Origin of the sequence: Micromonospora sp. C81 (assembly GCF_018070425.1) — a bacterium.
Lineage (GTDB): Bacteria > Actinomycetota > Actinomycetes > Mycobacteriales > Micromonosporaceae > Micromonospora > Micromonospora zamorensis.
The window spans coordinates 64095-80979 of the sequence record NZ_JAGPXS010000019.1; the positions used below are offsets into that span (position 1 = coordinate 64095).

The window sequence follows — 16885 nt, forward strand, 5'->3', positions numbered from 1 at the left end:
CGTAATCGACGTGGCGACGAGCCACGAAGCGGCGGACGACTGCGGCGGTCATGGGGCTCATGCTGCCACACCCCATGGGGGCCGGCCAATGTCCGCGTGCTGGATCCCACATCACGGGCCGGGGGGTCAGCCGACCAGCTGGTCACCGAGGATAGTTCGGGCATAACGCACCACCCGCCCCTGTCGTACGCCGACGATCAGCCCGTTGTCCCGCAGCGTGGTGAGGTGGTGCGACGCCGTCGCCGGCGCGAGACCCAGCATCGCGGCCAGCTCGCCGGTGCTCAGCGGCGAGTCGAGCAGGGATAGCGCCGCCGCCCGGGTACCGCCCAGCAGGGCGCCCAGCGCCGCTCTGGGCGCCGGCGAATCCCACAGCCCACCCAACCCGACGGGCGGATAGCAGAGGGCGGGCCCGGCATCGCCCTCCATGATCGCGTGCACCGTCGGCCCGGAGAACGCGGTGGGCAGCAGCGTCCACGGGCGCCCGTCCAGGTCGGCCGGCAGGGTCGTGCCGACGGCGACCCGCAGCGCCGCGCCGTCCCACCGGATCAACGGGTGCACCTCGCGCAGCAGGGTGCGCCCGCCCTGCTCGGCGGCGAGCAGCGTCCGCCGCCGGATGTCGGCCAGCGCGAGCGCCCGCAGCCGGGGCCAGTCCGGTGCGATCAGCAGGGTGAAGTACCTGTGGAGTTGCGCGACCAACTCGTCCGGGGCCAGCCGGGGTGCGCCGGCCCGCTCCAGTTGCCGGCGCACCCGGGACGGGTCGGTGCCGGCGACCGCCCGCAGCTCGACGGCCAGGTTCGGTGCCACTCCGATCGGGGTGAGGAAATCCGGCACGTAACCGTTGGACGACCTGAGCACCGCCAACAGCGGTTCCAGGCCGGCATCCGGCAGCAGCCGCTCCGCGCGCTCCCGCCACGGACGGTGCATCCAGTACTTCGCCGGCTTGCGTAACGCCCAGGAGCTGGCCACCAGCTCGGCCAGGGGCGAGTGCACGAACCGGACCCGGCTCAGGTCGTCGGGCGAGAACCGAACCTCGATCACCCACGGATTCGACCACGTTCGAACGGTTCGGCGACAGCGCCGGGCGGCCCGACGATTCTCGTCATGGAGTACAGGCAACTGGGCCGGTCGGGCCTGCGCGTCAGCGCGGTCGCGTACGGCAACTGGGTCACCCACGGAAACCAGCTCGACGACGACACGGCGGCCGCGTGCGTGACCGCCGCCCTGGATGCGGGCATCACCACGTTCGACACCGCCGATCGGTACGCGCAGGGGCGGGCCGAGGAGGCGTTGGGCAAGGCGCTGGCCGGCGTCCGGCGCAGCTCGATCGAGCTGTGCACGAAGGTGTGCCTGCCGGTCGGGCCGGGGGCCAACGACGCCGGGCTGTCCCGCAAGCACATCATCGAGGGCTGTCACGCCTCGCTGAACCGGCTGGGCACCGACTACCTCGACCTCTATCAGGCGCACCGGTACGACGACAGCGTGCCTCTGGAGGAGACGATGCTCGCCTTCGCCGACCTGGTCCGCCAGGGCAAGGTGCTCTACGTCGGCGCCTCCGAGTGGACCGCCCCGCAGCTGCGCGCGGGCCTGCGGCTCGCCGCCGAGCTGCACATCCCGTTCATCGCCAACCAGCCGCAGTACTCAATGCTGTGGCGGGTGGTGGAGGCCGAGGTGTCGCCCGCCTGCGCCGATCTCGGTCTGGGGCAGCTCGCCTGGTCGCCGCTCGCGATGGGCGTGCTGACCGGTCGATACGAGCCGGGCCGACGTCCGCCCGCAGGTTCCCGGGCCGCCGACGGTTTTGGTGGCTCGTTCATCGCCCGCTACTCCTCCGATCTGCTGCTCTCCCGGGTACGCCGGCTCCGACCGATCGCCGAGGCCGCCGGCTGCACGATGGCCCAGTTGGCGGTGGCGTGGGTGCTGCGCCGGCCGACCGTGGCGGGCGCGATCGTCGGCGCGTCCCGGCCCGAGCAGCTCGCCGAGACGGCCAAGGCCGCCACGGTACGGCTCGACGACGAGCTGATGGCTCGGATCGACGCCGTGCTCGACGAACTGGTGGAGCGCGATCCGGCGAAGACCGCCCGGCCGAACGATGTGATGACCGCCTGGCGCCCACCACCTGCGGCCGGCTGACGCCCACGAGGGGGGTGGCCGTGGCAGGCTCGGACCGTGGGGCAATTGTCCGAGAGGTCGGCCGGGACGGCGTGGGAGCACCTGCGCCGTCTGCCGGTCTGGCTCCCCCCGGCGCTGTTGACCCTGGCGGTGACCCTGACCGGGCTCGGCTCGGCCCAGCTGTGGCGCGACGAGCTGGCGACCTGGAGCGCGGCCACCCGGTCGCCCGGCGACCTGGCCCGACTGGCCGGCACCATCGACGCCGCCACCGGGCCGTACTACCTGCTGATGCACGGCTGGACCACTGTCTTCGGCGACTCCACGATCGCCCTGCGCGCGCCGGCCGTGCTGGCGATGACAGTGGCCGCCGGGCTGCTCGCCGGGCTCGGCGCACGGCTCGTCGACCGGCGCGGCGGCCTGTTCGCGGGGCTGCTGTTCGCGGTGCTCCCCGGCACCTCCCGCTACGGTCAGGAGGCCCGCCCGTACGCGCTGGCCACCATGCTCGCCGTGCTCGCCACAGTGCTGCTGGTGACCGCCCTGCGCCGGCCGAGCTGGGCCCGGTGGGCCGGCTACGCCGCCGCGGTGGTCGCTCTCGGGCTCATCCACCTGATCGCGCTCACGCTGCTCGCCGCCCACGCGCTGGTCGTCCTCATCGCCTGGTGGCGCGGCCCGGCCGCGGCCGGGGTCGCCACCCGGGACCACCCCAGCGCTGAGCGGGACCGGCGGGTGTGGCGGTGGCTGGTCGCCGTGGTGCCGGTCGCGCTGCTGGCCGGCCCGCTGCTGGTCAAGGCCCGGACCCAGCAGTCCCGGCAGTTGAACTGGGTCAACCTGGCACGGTTGGACGACCTGACCGCGCTGCCCGGCGGCGTGGCCCAGAGCAGCGTGGTGGGCGGCCTGCTGGTCGGCGTCGCCGCGCTGGGCGCTGCCCGGCTCGGGCGCCGCGCCCTGCTGCCGGTGAGCGCGGTGCTGCTGCCCGTACTGCTGCTCTTCGCCGCCGGCACTGTCGTACCGCTGTGGGTGCCCCGGTACCTGGTCTTCGTGGTGCCCTTCGCGTGCCTGCTGGCGGGCGCGGCGCTGGCCGCCGTGGCCGCTCCGGCCGCGCTCGTCGTGGTGGTGCTGGCCGGGCTGCTCGGCCTACCCGACCAGGCCGCGCTGCGACGGACCCACGAGTGGCCACGCAGCGCGCCGGTGGACTACGCGGCGGCGGCCCGGGTGATCGCCGACGGTCAACGGCCGGGCGACGCGGTGGTCTACTCGCCCCGGCACAGCTGGCTCTTCCTCGATCTCGGCATCGAGTACCACCTCGGCGACCCGCCACGCGACGTGCTGGTCACCGAAAACGAGGTCCGCCGCGGCGATCTGTGGGCCGCCGAGTGCCCCCAGCCAGCCCAGTGCCTCGCCGGTACGACGCGGGTCTGGCTCGTCGTCTCCGGCCGGCACGCCGAGCCGCTGGCCGCCGTGTCCGGCGCCAAGGGCGACGCGCTGCGCACGGACTTCACCGTCACGCAGGTCTGGCAGCGCCCCGGCCTCACCGTCGCCCTGCTGACCAGCCGCCCCGACCGCTGACTCGCTGACAGCCAGCGGTAGCTGCGGCCGGTGGCTCTGCCAGCCGTCAGACCGCGACCACCCCCGGTAGGCGATATACCTGTGAGGCATCAATATGACTCACAGGTATATCGCTCGAAACGACAAGACCGCTCGGACGCGTTGCCTCGCCACGGCGGACGGGGCGGGAGGCCGGCGGTCAGGCCTGTGAGCGGCCGTCGTGGGTGTTGCGGGCCAGCGGGACGACCAGCACGGCCTCGGTGCCGCCGTTGGCGCCGGCCCGCAGCTCGATGGTGCCGCGCAGTTCGCCGGTGACCAGGGCCCGGACGATCTGGAGGCCGAGCCGGCTGGCGCGCTCCGCGTCGAAGCCCGGCGGCAGCCCGCGCCCGTTGTCGGCCACCGAGACGTGCAGCATCTTGCGGAACCGGTGCGCCGAGACGACCACCTCGGGTCGCAGCGACGGGTCGACCTCGGGAGCGGCGACCGGCACCATGCCCGAGGCGGCAGGTACGGGAGGCTCCTCTGCCTCGTCGGCCGGCGGAAAGCCGTGCTCGACGGCGTTGAGCAGCAACTCGTTGAGGACCATCACCAGCGAGGTGGCGATCTCCGCCGGCAGCACGCCGAAGCTGCCCCGCCGTCGCATGCCGACGCTCACCTCGGTCGCCGCGACCTCCGTCGCCGCGCTGGCCACCCGGTCGACGATGCCGTCGAACTCGACCGCCTCGTCGCTGGACATGGAGAGCGTCTCGTGCACCAGGGCGATGGACGCAACCCGCCGGACCGACTCCTCCAGCGCGACCCGGGCCTCCGGCATGGACACCCGGCGGGCCTGCAGCCGCAGCAGCGCGGCGACGGTCTGGAGGTTGTTCTTCACCCGGTGGTGGATCTCCCGGATGGTGGCGTCCTTGGTGATCAGGGCTCGGTCCCGGCGACGGACCTCGGTGATGTCCCGCACGAGCACCAGCGCGCCGATCGGCACGCCGGCGGGCATCAACGGCAGTGCTCGGGTGAGCATCGTGGCACCGCGGGCGTCGATCTCCCGTCGGGGTGGCGCCTCACCGCGCAGCGCGGCCAGGATGCCGTTCGAGGCCTCGGTGCCGTCCAGCGGGTCACCGGCCAGCCGGCGGTGCAGCGCGGCCAGGTCTTCGCCCACCAGGTGGGAGGCGTAGCCCAGTCGGCGGTACGCGGACTGCGCGTTCGGGCTGGCGTAGGTGACCTTGCCGCCGGCGTCGAGCCGGACCAGGCCGTCGCCGACCCGGGGCGCGGAGGTGGTCTCGCCCGGATGCCGGGGCGGCGGGAAGGTGCCGTCCGCGATCATCTGCGCCAGGTCGTCGGCGGTGGTCAGGTAGTTGAGTTCCAACTGGCTGGGGGTGCGCGCGGTGGAGAGGTTGGTGTCCCGCCCCACCACGGCGATCACCTCACCGGCCTCCCCCTCGGCGGTCCGCAGCCGGACCGGGATCGCCTCGTGCCGGGCCGGCACGTCGCCGTACCAGACCGGGTCGCCCTCCCGCCAGATCCGGCCCTGGGAGTACGCCACGCCCAGGTGGGCCACCTCCGGCCCGCCGACGATGCGCCCCACCTGGTCGTCCTGGTAGGCGGTGGGGGCGGTGGTCGGCCGGACCTGGGCGACGCAGAGGAACGTGCCGTCGGCGTCGACCGGCACCCAGAGCAGCAGGTCAGCGAAGGACAGATCGGAGAGCAGCTGCCAGTCGCCGGCGATCCGGTGGAGGTGGTCGATGTCGGCCGGACGGAGGTGGGTGTGCTCCTCGGCGAGGTCGCGCAGCGTGGACACGGTGACCAGGGTGCCACGCCGCGCCTCACATCGTCGCGGTGACCTTCTTCAACCCGCGCGGCGCGTCCGGGTCTTCGCCTCGGGTCAGCGCCAGGGCCAGCGCCAACCGCTGCAACGGCAGGATGTCCAGCAGCGGGGCGTACCGCTCGTCGACCTCGGGAACGGCCAGCCGGGTGGCGCCCGGCACCTCGGCGGAGCCGACCACCACGACGTCGGCGCGGCGTTCGCCGAGACGGGGCAGCACCTCGCCCATCGACCGTCCACCCGGACCGGAGCCGACGACCGCGAGCACCGGGACCTCCGGGTCGGTCATCGCGAGTGGGCCGTGCAGCAGGTCGGCGCCGGAGAAGGCGAGCGCCGGCAGGTAGGACGTCTCCATCAGCTTCAGCGCGGCCTCCCGGGCGGTCGGGTAGGCGTACCCCCGCCCGGTGGTGACCAGTTGCCGGGCGAAGCGGTAGCGGGGCGCGAGCCGGGCCGGGGTGTCGTCGGCCAGGGTGCGGGCGGCCAGCTCGGGCAGCGCGTCGAGCGCCTCCCGCTCGGCCGTCGGGAGCACGCCGTCGCCGGCCCGGATCCCCTCCACGAGCATCAGCAGAGCGAGCAGCTCGGCGGTGTACGTCTTGGTGGCGGCGACCGCCCGCTCGTGCCCGGCGGCGATGTCGACGCTCAGCTCGGCGACCTCGACCAGCGGCGAGTCGGGGGCGTTGGTCACCGCGAGGGTCAGGGCCCCGGAGGCGCGGGCGGCGCGCAGCACCTCGGCGAGGTCGGGCGAACCGCCGCTCTGGCTGACCCCGACGACCAGCGCGTCGGACAGGTCGGGGCGGGCCCCGAACAGGGTGACCGCGCTGGGCGAGGCGAGCCCGGCGGGCAGGCCGAGACGGATCTCGGTGAGGTACGCCCCGTAGAGGGCCGCGTGGTCCGAGGTGCCCCGGGCGGTGAAGACGACGTGCCGCGGGCGGCGTTCGGCGATGATCGCCGCCACCCGGGCGATCTCGGCGGCGTTGGCGGTCGAGAGCAGGCGGGCGTAGCCAGCTGGCTGCTCATCGATGTCGGCGGCCATGCCGACCCCTGCACGAGTCACGAAAATCCCTCCCCTGCGCGGTTGCCGCGCGATTCTTGCTCAGTCTTGCACTTTTAACCGTATCTCAGCAATCGAACGAGCAGGACTGCGCAGGTGATCACCAGTTGATCTCAATATCAACTACGCTGGGAGCGCTGCATCCGCCTGGCCCAGCGACGAGAGGACGACGTGCCCGAGGGAACGGACGATCCCGCACTCTCCGCGACGGAGGAGCTGGCGCTCGCCCGGCTGGCACTCGACGAGGGCGACCTGCACCACGCCGCGGGGCACCTCGCCGGCGCGCTGGCGCGAGCACCCACCCTGCCGGAGGTGCACGAGACGCTGGCCCGACTCGCCGCGGCGAGCGGTGGCGGCCTCGACCTCTTCCCGATCAACCACCACACCTTCGTGGGGGCGGTCGTCGCCCGCGCCCACCTGCTCGCCACCGCCGGCCGCCCCGCCGAAGGGCTGGAGCTGCTGGCCGCGGCGACCGCGTACTCACCCGGCACCCAGTGGGCCGGCGTCCCCTGGGTCACCGCGCCCGAGCTGGTCGAACGGCTGGACCCGGACCACATCGCCCGCGTCCTCATGCAGGTCTGCGCGGCGCTGTCCGACCCGGTGCCCCGGGTCGGCCGGGGCGCCCTGACGCCGTACCTCACGCTGGCCCGCAACGCGGTCACCGTGCACCCCGAGCACGGTCTGCTGCTGGGCGCGGCGTCCGCGCTGGCCCGGCGTCTCGGCGAAGTCGCCCTCGCCGTCCGCTGGGCCACCCGAGGCGTACGCGCAAAACCCTCGAAGATGGGCGAGGTCTGGCTCGGGTACGCGTACCGCAGCGCGGGCCGGACCCGCGAAGGCCTCGCGGCCCTCGGTCGGGCCGTCGAGCTGGACCCCGACGACCTGGCGATCTACGCGGACATCGCCGGCACCCTGGCCGACATCGGCCGCCTCGACGAGGCACTGGAGTGGACCGAGCGGGCGCTCGCGCGCGACCCGTCGTTCGACTGCGCCGTGCACACCGCACACCGCCTGCGGCACCTGCGCGACGGCGACCTGGCCCACCTGGTCGCGCTCGCGGACTTCGTCCGCGACCACCCCGACGACAGCCACGAGCACGGCGACCTGGCCCAGTGCTGCCGCGCGCGGCCCTGGCTCGGCCAACTGACTCCGGCCGGCGGTCCACTGGTCGACGCGATGCGCCAGGCGGTGGCCGACGACGACAACGGTCTCGGCAGTGCCGTACGCCTGCCCGCCGCCGCCCCGCCGAGCGCCGTCCGGACGGCGACGTCCACCGCGCCCGGCCTGCGGATCGAGGTCGTCGGGGGCGCGCTGGAGCCGGACCCGCGCGAGCCCCGGCGGGCGTCCGTCCAACGGTTGTGGCGCTATGCGGACGACCTGCCCACGCCCGCGCTGCCGGTGCCCTCGGCGACGGCGGTCGAACGGATCGGGCAGGTCGCACACCCGGCGTGGCCGCACCCACCGGCGGCGTACGACGCCGCGGTGGGCCTGGCCGGCCTCGACGTGACCGACCTGCTCGGCCTGCTGGTGCACCCGCCGGCCGCACCGGCCAACGCGGTGGGTCGGCTGCTGGCCGCCCACGACCCGTCGGTCTGGGTCCGTGGTGTGCAGGTGTGGGCCTGCCTGGGGCTGCTGCACCACCGCACCGACGAGCCGTGGGAGGGCTCGACCCGCCGCCGCGTGCTGCTCGACCTGATCTGGGGTGTCGAGGACTGGGTCACCGAGGCCGCGCTGTTCGCCCTGGTCACCGCGGCCTGGGTGGATCCCTCGGTGCGGTCGGACGTGGCGCGGGTGGTGGCGGAGCGGCTCGCCGACGCGGCCGCCGTGGCACGGACCCGACCGGTCCCGATCGCCGCCTCGCTGGCCCACCTGGCACTTGCCGCCCCGGATCTGGACCCCGCCACCGCGGCACTGGCCGGCGAACTGCTCGGCCCGCTCTCCCCCCAGGTCCCTCGCCCTCGCAACCCGCTACGCCGCCTCTGGCAACTACTGCGCGGCGCGCGCACCCGCTAGGCGCACGGTCGCGGGAAAAGGCGCGCGCCGCGCCGGCCCGGACGGGACGACGCGGCGCGCGGTGAGGATGTCGGGGTCAGGCGACCGGGGCCGCCTTGCCGAGAGCGACCTCGGCCTCCTCCTCCGGAGTGGCCTGCGGCGGCGCCTCGTTGGCGGTCCGCAGCGGGATCTCCTTGATGAACCAGGCGAGCACCGGGATCACGATGGTGAACAGCACGGCCCAGAGAAAGACGTGCGAGATCGCATCGGAGAGGCCGCCGAGCACCATGTCGCGGGCCTGGGCGGGCAGGTCCTTGAGCTTCTCCAGATCCATTCCCGAGCCGCCGGACTCGCCGCCGAAGGCCCGGCCGCCCTCGGAGCTGGCCAGCCGGTTGGCGAAGATCGCACCGAACAGCGAGATGCCGAACGAGCCGCCGATCGACCGGAAGAAGGTCGCCGCGCCACTGGCCGCGCCGAGGTCCTTCTGCTCCACGCTGTTCTGCGCGATCAGCATGGACGTCTGCATGAGGAAGCCCATGCCGACGCCGAGCACGACCATGTACAGCGAGGACATCAGCTTGCTGGTGTCGGTGTCGAGCATGGACAGCAGCGCCATGCCCGCTGTCATCACGACACCACCGATGATCGGGTACGCCCGGTACCTGCCGTTGCGGGTGATCGCCCGCCCGATGACCAGCGAGACCACCAGCATGCCGAACATCAGGGGCAGCAGCAGCAGACCGCTGTTGGTCGCCGACGCCCCCTGCACGGTCTGCTGGTAGAGCGGCAGGAAGTTCATCGCGCCGAACATCGCGAAGCCGAGCAGGAAGCCGATCACCGAGATCAACGCGAAGTTGCGGTTGGCGAAGAGCGCCAACGGCAGGATCGGCTCTTGGACGCGGCGTTCCACCAGGCCGAACGCCACCAGCGCGAGCACGGCCAGGACGGCCAGGCCGAAGATCTGCGGCGACGTCCAGTCGTACTCGTTGCCGCCCCAGGTGGTGATGAGCACGATCGCGGTGATGCCGACCGAGAGCAGACCAGCGCCGAGCCAGTCGATCCGGTGCTCGGTGCGGTACTTCGGCAGGTGCATGGTGGTCATCAGCACGAGCAGCGCGATCCCGCCCAGCGGCAGGTTCACGTAGAACGCCCAGCGCCAGGACAGGTGGTCGGTGATGAAGCCACCGGCAAGCGGACCGGCGACCATGGCGATGGCCATGATGCCGGCGATCATGCCCTGGTAGCGCCCACGCTCGCGGGGCGGGACCAGGTCACCGATGATCGCCATGACGCCGACCATGAGGCCACCGGCGCCGAGGCCCTGCACGGCCCGGAAGGCGATCAGCTGGACCATGCCGTCCTGTGGGCCGCCGAGCATGCCAGAGCCGGCCATGCCGCAGAGTGCGGAGCCGACGAGGAAGACGACCACCGAGGTCAGGAAGACCGACTTGCGGCCGTAGAGGTCACCGAGCTTGCCCCAGATCGGGGTGGAGACGGTGGTGCCCAGGACGTACGCGGTAACCACCCAGGTGAAGTGGTTGAGCCCGCCGAACTCGCCGACGATCCGCGGTAACGCGGTGCTGACGATCATGTTGTCGAGCATCGCGAGCATCATCGCGATCATCAGCCCGAACAGCACGACCCTGATGTTGTTGGGTCGCACGCCGGCCTGGGTTGCCTGAGTCATGGGTAAGCTCCCCCCGAAGATTGCCACACTTACTTGCCGCCCGGCTAGTCACCTTACTAGCCGCACGGTAAGTTCGGTACAAGCAACGGTCAAGCCAATTGGAGGGCACGCGTGAGGGAGAGCACAGGCGGGACGCGGGACCGGATCAAGGCCGTCGCGCTCGAGCTCTTCACCGAGCAGGGGTACGAGAAGACCTCGCTCCGGGAGATCGCCGAGCGTCTCAACGTCACCAAGGCGGCGCTCTATTACCACTTCAAGAGCAAGGACGACATCGTCGCCAGCTTCGTCGAGGACCGGCTGGAGCAGATGGACGCCCTCAACGCCTGGGCGGCGACGCAGCCGGCCACCCTGGCCACCCGGCGCGAGCTGATCACCCGCTACGCCGACACGATGTTCGGCGGCGATCAGCCGTCCGTGATGCGCTTCTTCGAGCAGAACCAGACAGTGCTCAAGAGCCTCGCCTCCGGCCAGCAGATGCGCGGCCGGATGATGCAGCTCGCCAGCGCCCTCTGCCGGGGCGACGACTCCCCCGCCGCCCAGCTGCGCGCCGCACTGTCACTGTTCGCCGTGCACACGAGTTGGTTCGCCGTACGGGCACCGGGCATCACCAACGAGGAGCGTCGCCGGCTCGCGTTGGAGGTGGCCGACGAGCTGCTCGGCGCGATCGGCGCGGGTGCCTCAGCGGAGCCCGACGAGAGTGCGGCTGAGGCCACCTCAGGCAGCCCGCGCGGCTGATCGGTCGGCGGCTCAGCCGCGAGTGAGGGCCAGTCGCAGGCCGAGCAGGTCCACGCCCGCCGCCGGCGCCCAGTCCTTCTCCGGCGCGCGGACGAAGCCGAGCCGTGAGTAGAGCCGGTGCGCCGAATCGGCCATCCCGGCCCGGACGCAGATCACCAGCGCCGTGCAACCCAGCTCCACAGCACGCGCCACGCATGCCTGCGCCAATGCCGCACCGACGCCCCGACCCTGGGCACCCGGGTCGACCGCGAGCATCCGGAACTCCGCCTCACCCGGCCCGGACAGCTCGGCGAACGGCGTGCCCGGCAGCACGAAGGTCACCGAGCCCAGCACCGCATCGGTCACCTCGTCGACCGCGACCAGCACCTCACCGCTGGCAGCCCGGCTCGACACGTCGGCCAGCACCTCGCCGTACCCGTGTTCGCCCTTGAGCTGCCCGTCCGCCTCGTACGCGGCCACGGTCAGCCGGGCCACCGCCGGGAAATCGGCCGGGTCGGCAGGACGAACCCGCAAGCCGGTCAAGCGATCACCGCGATGAGGTCACCGTCCTGCACGACGTCGCCCTCGTTCACGGCGAGCTGCTGGATCACACCATCGGACTCGGCGATGACCGGGATCTCCATCTTCATCGACTCGAGGATCACCAGGGTGTCGCCCTCGGCCACCGTGTCACCTGCCGTGGCGACGACCTTCCAGACGTTCGCCACCATCTCGGCGCGGATCTCCTCGGCCATGTCCGGGCCCTCCCTCATCGCGATGTGTCTGCCGTCGTATCCAATCATGCGTCGCCCGGTGGTGGGCGCGCAGCGGCACGGCCGGGATGGCACGCCCGCCCTGGGGAAGGCGGCGGCTGTCGACCGCACTACCATCAGCGGGTCGGACCCGACGCCGGACCGCCGGTGGGTGCACTGGCGCCGAGGTCGTGCGCAGGACGGATCCGACCCATCACGAGGAGGTCAGCATGGCGAAGAAGTCCCGGAAGAAGAAGGCTCGTAAGAAGAACGCCGCCAACCACGGCAAGCGTCCCAACTCCTGAACGCGTCGACGGGCCCACGGCCCGTCACCGCTCAGCCCGACCCGGTCGACGCCGGGTACACCGGTGGCCCGGGTCGACATCGACCCGGGCCACCGGTCTTGAAGCTGTGCCGCGCCGACGCTCAGTCGGCCAACTCCCGGGATTCAGTGGTCTCGAAGACCACCAGCTCGGTGAGCTTGACCCGCAGCCGCTCGCGCAGCTCGTCCGGCGCTGTCTCGTTGCCGCAGCAACGAGCCACCAACGCCCGCATCTCCTGCTCCAGCCCGTACTCGCGCAGGCAGGGCCCGCACTCGTCCAGGTGGTGCCGGATCAGCGAGCGCCGCTCGTCGGCGCACTCCAGATCCAGGTAGAGGTAGACCTCCGCGAGCACCTCGCGGCAATCCGTCTCGTGCGGCTCCCCACAGCTCACGTCACACCTCCCGGCCGGCAGCGGCGTTCGAGCCCTTCGCCGAGCGGGCCGCACTGAAGCCCCGCTCCCCGGCGTAGCGCTCGAGCAGCTTGCGCAGATTACGACGGCCCCGGTGCAGACGCGACATCACGGTGCCGATCGGCGTGCCCATGATGTCCGCGACCTCCTTGTAGGAGAAGCCCTCGACATCGGTCAGGTAGACGGCCAGGCGGAACTCCTCCGGCAACTGCTGGAGGGCCTCCTTCACGTCGCTGTCCGGCAGCCGGTCCAGTGCCTCCGTCTCGGCGGAGCGCAGCCCACTGGAGGTGTGCGACTCGGCCTCGGCGAGCTGCCAGTCGGTGATCTCCTCGGTGGGCGCCTGGATCGGCTGGCGCTGCCGCTTGCGGTAGGAGTTGATGTAGGTGTTGGTCAGGATCCGGTAGAGCCAGGCCTTCAGGTTCGTGCCCTGCTCGAACTGGTGGAAGGCGGCGTACGCCTTCAGGTAGGTCTCCTGAACCAGGTCCTCGGCATCCGCCGGGTTGCGCGTCATCCGCAGCCCAGCAGCGTAGAGCTGATCGACGAATGGCATCGCGTCCCGTTCGAACCGGGCCCTGCGCTCGTCCGTCTTCTCGGTGGTCAACCGCACATCCCCTCGCGTCGGATGCTTTCCCGCCGAGGATACGCGCACGGACCTGCCCGCAGATTCACTTCCGGCTGGTGTGCCCGTGCTCACCACACCCGCCCCGCCCGGTCCCGCCGTCGCCGGCCACTCCGGCCCATCCAGCAGCTGCTTCAGCTGCCGGGCGTCCCGTTCGTCCCGTTCCAGGCTCCGTGTCTCGGTCGGCACCGGTCACCCCCCTCGCAGAAAAGTCGTCCAGGGTTGGTAACGCGAGATGACCACTGGGGCATTCCACCCGGCCCTCCCGTTCCTGGTCCCGGCCCCGACGGCGGCCGGCGCTGGGACCAGGAAGGGCCTGGGAGGACTGGTGCCGTCGGTCCGGATCGGGCCGGTGCCACCACCGGATGCAACGACCCTCGCCCGGCACCGGAAACGGTCGGGCGGGCGAGCCGGGTCAGTCGGCCGTCCAGCCCCGGGCCCGCAGCCAGTCCCGGACGACGCCCGCGGTGCCGGCCGGGTCCCGCCGGAGGTCGTGCGTCTCCCCGGGACGGCTCACCACCTGCACGGCCGGCGACGGCTCCGGCGTCCCGAACGGGTCCCGGTCGCCGTTGACGACCAGCGTCGGCAGGCCGGTGGCCAGTTCGGCGGCACGCGAACGCTCCGGCCGCCCGGGCGGGTGCAGCGGAAAGGCCAACGCGACCACACCGACCGCCCCCACCGCGCCCGCCGTCCGGCAGGCGACCCGCGCGCCGCTGGAACGACCGCCGACCAGCACCGACGGCACGTCGGCGTGCCGGTCGCGCAGCACGGCGAGCACCGCCGTCCACGCCTCGTCGAGATGACCCGCCGGTGCCGGGGCACGTCGACCCGCGACCCGGTAGGGCTGGGTCACCCGGACCACCGCCAGGCCGGCCGCGACCGACGCGTCGCGTACCGCGAGCAGGTCGGGCGCGTCGATGCTGCCGCCCGCTCCGTGCCCGAGCACGAGCAGAGCGGTGGCAGGGCGGTCCGGCAGGTCCGTGGTGATCCCCGCCGGACCGCGCGGAGTGTCGATCTCGTCGCTGGTTGGCACCGACCCATTCTGCGCCGCCTGGCAGACGACGCGTGACGGACCGGGCCGTTGGTCAGCTCAGCGGAACCAGGGTGAGCAGCCGGTCCCGTACCGGCGGGCCGGGATCGTCGACGGCGTCCGGGTCCGGCTCGACCTCGCCACGCCAGGCGACCAGCATCGCCCGCCGCTCGCGGGGCGTGGTCGCACCCCACACACCGTGGCAGTCACCGACGTCGAGGGCCCAGGCCAGACAGGACCCCTGCACGTCGCAGCCGCGGCACAGCGCGACAGCGGCGTCCGCCGGCTCGTTCGGTGCCGGAAAGAATGTCTCCGGATCGACGCTCTGACAGGTGCCTCTGGTGCGCCATGCATCGTCCTGTTGCCGTTCCCGCACCGCTCGCAGCAGTCGCGGATCTCGCCGCGCCGCAGCCACCTCGTGCGGGCGGGGCATACGCGCTCGTGTCAATCCACCCACCTCCCCCGTGGGACCGGCAAAAACGGTGGACGTCGTCCGCCCCGTGCGAATCGACAGCCACTACCGGCGCTGTGTTCTATCGCACTTCGCAACATCGGGACAAGGGTCTGCCGGGAACATGACTGAACAGCCAGGAGACGAATCGCGCGCAACCCTGTCAAATCGGTGCCTGACAATGCGCGGCGGCGTCAGAACAGGGTCAGCTCCTGCGGTGTCACCGTCGGCGGCACCGACACGCGGGCGATCAGCTGTGGCCCGTCGTTGCGAACGTCGCCCACCGCCGCCCCCACAGGTCGGATCTCCAACCCCGCCAGCCGCTCCGCCGACGCCGGAACGAGCAACCGCTCCGGCTCGTCGGTCGGCGCCAGCCACGACGACCAACGCTCGGGCGGCAACAGCACCGGCATCCGGTCGTGCACCTCGGCCAGATCGCCGAGCGCCGCGGTGGTCAACACGCTGAAGGTGAGCCGGGAGTCGGCACCGGACTCCCAGACCGACCAGATGCCGGCCAGGGCCAGAACCGAGCCGTCGGTGGGAGTCATGTAGTAGGCCTGTCGCCGGCCGTCGGGCTGACGGACCCACTCGTACCAGCCATCGGCCGGGACCAGGCAGCGGCGGCGGGCGAACGACCCGGCGTACGCCCGGCTGGTGGCCACCGTCTCCGCCCGCGCGTTGATCATGCGGGCGGCCCCGGCGGCGGAACGGGACCAGTGCGGCAACAGACCCCAGCGACCGACACAGAGACTGCGATGTCCCTCCGGGCTCATCCGGACCAGGGGCACCCGGTCGGTCGGCGCGACGTTGTGGTCCGGACGGACCACGCCCTCGGTGTCGTCGGACGACTCGAACAGCGCGCCGAGCTCGCCGGAGCTCCGGGTCGTCGCGTACCTGCCGCACATGGGCCACACGCTAACGCGTCGGAGGCCCCGTCGGCTGTCCCGCCAACCGGGAGTACGACCCGCCGGGCCACACTGTCCACCAGCCGGCACGGCAGAATGTAACCGTGGGGAACCTGACAGCGACCCGGCCGCCGCAGCCGTGGACCGCACCGACCGCGTCCGACCCGGTGGCGGCGACGCTGCGCCTGCCCGGTTCCAAGTCGATGACCGCACGCGCCCTGGTGCTCAGCGCACTGGCCGCCGGCCCGTCGACGCTGGCCGGGCCGCTCCGCGCCCGCGACACCGAGTTGATGGCCGCCGGTCTGCGCGCGATGGGCGCGCACGTGTCGATCAGCGACGACGAGCAGTGGCTGGTCCGACCGCACCCGCTGGTCGGCCCCGCGCACGTGGACGTGGGCCTGGCCGGCACCGTGATGCGGTTCGTGCCGCCGGTGGCCGGGCTGGCCGACGGGCAGGTCACCTTCGACGGCGACCCCTACGTCCGCACCCGACCGCTCGGTCCGCTGATCGAGGCGCTGCGGTCGCTGGGTGTCCGCATCGACGTCACCGGCTCGGGCAGCCTCCCGCTGACAGTGCTCGGCACCGGCCGGGTCACCGGCGGTGAGGTGGTGATCGACGCGTCCGCCTCCAGCCAGCTCGTCTCCGGGTTGCTGCTGGCCGCCCCGCGCTTCGACCGGGGCGTCGTGGTGCGCCACGTCGGCCCGCCGGTGCCGTCCGCGCCGCATCTCCGGATGACGGTGCAGATGCTGCGGGCCGCCGGCGCGGCCGTCGACGACAGCACGCCCGACGTCTGGACCGTCGAGCCCGGCCCCCTCACCGGGCGCGGCTGGGAGATCGAGCCAGACCTCTCCGGAGCGGTGCCGTTCTTCGCCGCGGCCCTGGTCACCGGCGGCGAGGTGACCCTGCAGGGCTGGCCGCGCAGCAGCTCACAGCCGGTCGAGCAGCTCCGCTCGCTGCTCCAGCGGATGGGCGGCGAGGTCACCCTCTCCACCAGCGGGCTGACCGTCCGGGGCACCGGCGTGGTGCACGGCCTGACCGCCGACCTCTCCGACGTCAGCGAGCTGACCCCGGCGCTGACCGCGCTCGCCATGCTGGCCGACTCGCCGTCGGTGTTCACCGGCGTCGGGCACATCCGTGGCCACGAGACCGACCGGCTGACCGCGCTCGCGCGCGAGTTCACCGCACTCGGGGCGGATGTGACCGAGTCGCCGGACGGGCTGGAGATCCGGCCCAGGCCACTGCGCGGCGGGGTGTTCCGCACCTACCACGACCACCGGATGGCGCACGCCGCAGCGGTGACCGGTCTCGCCGTGCCCGGCATCGAGGTCGACGACGTGGGGTGTACCTCCAAGACCATGCCCGAGTTCCCGGCACTATGGTCAGCGATGGTGACCGGCAAGAGCTGACGCGAGAAGAGGACAGGTCCTGGCGACCAGACGGCGCGAGTACGACGAGGACGACGTACGGGTACGGCCCGGAAAGTCGTCG

General features: G+C 72.6%; 17 protein-coding genes. 6 read left to right on the forward strand and 11 right to left on the reverse strand.

Translation table 11 applies throughout. The features are described from left to right. Positions 1–126 precede the first annotated feature (126 nt). Positions 127–1038 (reverse strand): ArsR family transcriptional regulator, encoded by a 912-nt coding sequence (locus KBX46_RS33210; protein ID WP_210794451.1) that lies wholly within the window; start codon positions 1036–1038, stop codon positions 127–129. A gap of 63 nt (positions 1039–1101) precedes the next feature. Here KBX46_RS33210 and KBX46_RS26100 point away from each other — a divergent pair, with 63 nt between their 5' ends. Beyond that, the gene (locus tag KBX46_RS26100; protein ID WP_210794453.1) at positions 1102–2127 is read left to right on the forward strand and encodes an aldo/keto reductase family protein; all 1026 of its coding nucleotides are present in this window, start codon (positions 1102–1104) and stop codon (positions 2125–2127) included. A gap of 36 nt (positions 2128–2163) precedes the next feature. Next, positions 2164–3672, forward strand: a complete 1509-nt coding sequence (locus tag KBX46_RS26105) for a glycosyltransferase family 39 protein (RefSeq protein ID WP_308159696.1) — start codon at positions 2164–2166, stop codon at positions 3670–3672. Positions 3673–3850: 178 nt separating this feature from the next. On the opposite strand, the gene KBX46_RS26110 is transcribed toward KBX46_RS26105, so the two are convergent. Both KBX46_RS26110 and KBX46_RS26115 read right to left on the reverse strand, forming a co-directional pair. Further along, positions 3851–5443, reverse strand: a complete 1593-nt coding sequence (locus tag KBX46_RS26110; RefSeq protein WP_210794455.1) for a PAS domain-containing sensor histidine kinase — start codon at positions 5441–5443, stop codon at positions 3851–3853. Positions 5444–5468: 25 nt separating this feature from the next. Beyond that, positions 5469–6500 (reverse strand): SIS domain-containing protein, encoded by a 1032-nt coding sequence (locus KBX46_RS26115; protein WP_088950016.1) that lies wholly within the window; start codon positions 6498–6500, stop codon positions 5469–5471. 189 nt (positions 6501–6689) lie between these two features. On the opposite strand from KBX46_RS26115, the gene KBX46_RS26120 reads away from it, so the two are divergent. Next, on the forward strand, positions 6690–8528 hold the full coding sequence (locus KBX46_RS26120) for a tetratricopeptide repeat protein (RefSeq protein ID WP_210794457.1): 1839 nt from the start codon (positions 6690–6692) through the stop codon (positions 8526–8528). Positions 8529–8604: 76 nt separating this feature from the next. Here the strand turns inward: KBX46_RS26120 and KBX46_RS26125 are convergent, their stop codons facing one another. Then, positions 8605–10194 carry an MDR family MFS transporter gene (locus tag KBX46_RS26125; protein ID WP_088950018.1) on the reverse strand — a complete coding sequence of 530 codons (1590 nt, stop codon included), beginning with the start codon at positions 10192–10194 and terminating at the stop codon, positions 8605–8607. Positions 10195–10305: 111 nt separating this feature from the next. Between KBX46_RS26125 and KBX46_RS26130 the strand changes: the two genes are divergently transcribed. Continuing rightward, positions 10306–10929 (forward strand): TetR/AcrR family transcriptional regulator, encoded by a 624-nt coding sequence (locus tag KBX46_RS26130; protein WP_088950019.1) that lies wholly within the window; start codon positions 10306–10308, stop codon positions 10927–10929. A 12-nt stretch (positions 10930–10941) separates the two neighbouring features. Here KBX46_RS26130 and KBX46_RS26135 read toward each other — a convergent pair whose 3' ends face one another. Together KBX46_RS26135 and KBX46_RS26140 are read right to left on the reverse strand one after the other, a co-directional pair. Beyond that, positions 10942–11451 carry a GNAT family N-acetyltransferase gene (locus KBX46_RS26135; protein WP_210794459.1) on the reverse strand — a complete coding sequence of 170 codons (510 nt, stop codon included), beginning with the start codon at positions 11449–11451 and terminating at the stop codon, positions 10942–10944. Beyond that, a complete protein-coding gene (locus KBX46_RS26140; RefSeq protein WP_088950021.1) occupies positions 11448–11663 on the reverse strand; it encodes a biotin/lipoyl-binding carrier protein in 216 nt (71 codons plus the stop codon). Before KBX46_RS26140 ends, KBX46_RS26135 begins: the two co-directional genes overlap by 4 nt. A gap of 227 nt (positions 11664–11890) precedes the next feature. On the opposite strand from KBX46_RS26140, the gene KBX46_RS33330 reads away from it, so the two are divergent. Next, positions 11891–11965, forward strand: a complete 75-nt coding sequence (locus KBX46_RS33330; protein ID WP_372433306.1) for a 50S ribosomal protein bL37 — start codon at positions 11891–11893, stop codon at positions 11963–11965. A gap of 121 nt (positions 11966–12086) precedes the next feature. Here the strand turns inward: KBX46_RS33330 and rsrA are convergent, their stop codons facing one another. The 5 genes from rsrA to KBX46_RS26170 all read right to left on the reverse strand — a co-directional run bounded on the left by rsrA (position 12087) and on the right by KBX46_RS26170 (position 15397). Continuing rightward, positions 12087–12374 carry a mycothiol system anti-sigma-R factor gene (gene rsrA, locus KBX46_RS26150; RefSeq protein WP_210794461.1) on the reverse strand — a complete coding sequence of 96 codons (288 nt, stop codon included), beginning with the start codon at positions 12372–12374 and terminating at the stop codon, positions 12087–12089. Position 12375: 1 nt separating this feature from the next. Beyond that, on the reverse strand, positions 12376–13200 hold the full coding sequence (locus KBX46_RS26155) for a sigma-70 family RNA polymerase sigma factor (RefSeq protein WP_141911012.1): 825 nt from the start codon (positions 13198–13200) through the stop codon (positions 12376–12378). A 226-nt stretch (positions 13201–13426) separates the two neighbouring features. Next, on the reverse strand, positions 13427–14044 hold the full coding sequence (locus tag KBX46_RS26160) for an alpha/beta family hydrolase (protein ID WP_099848368.1): 618 nt from the start codon (positions 14042–14044) through the stop codon (positions 13427–13429). 52 nt (positions 14045–14096) lie between these two features. Further along, positions 14097–14489: a WhiB family transcriptional regulator gene (locus KBX46_RS26165; protein WP_088951995.1), complete on the reverse strand. Its 393-nt coding sequence runs from the start codon at positions 14487–14489 to the stop codon at positions 14097–14099. Between the two features lie 197 nt (positions 14490–14686). Beyond that, entirely contained in the window at positions 14687–15397 is a 711-nt protein-coding gene (locus tag KBX46_RS26170; protein ID WP_210794463.1) for an SOS response-associated peptidase, read from the reverse strand. A gap of 104 nt (positions 15398–15501) precedes the next feature. On the opposite strand from KBX46_RS26170, the gene aroA reads away from it, so the two are divergent. Beyond that, positions 15502–16803, forward strand: a complete 1302-nt coding sequence (gene aroA / locus KBX46_RS26175; RefSeq protein WP_179780842.1) for a 3-phosphoshikimate 1-carboxyvinyltransferase — start codon at positions 15502–15504, stop codon at positions 16801–16803. Positions 16804–16885 lie beyond the last annotated feature (82 nt).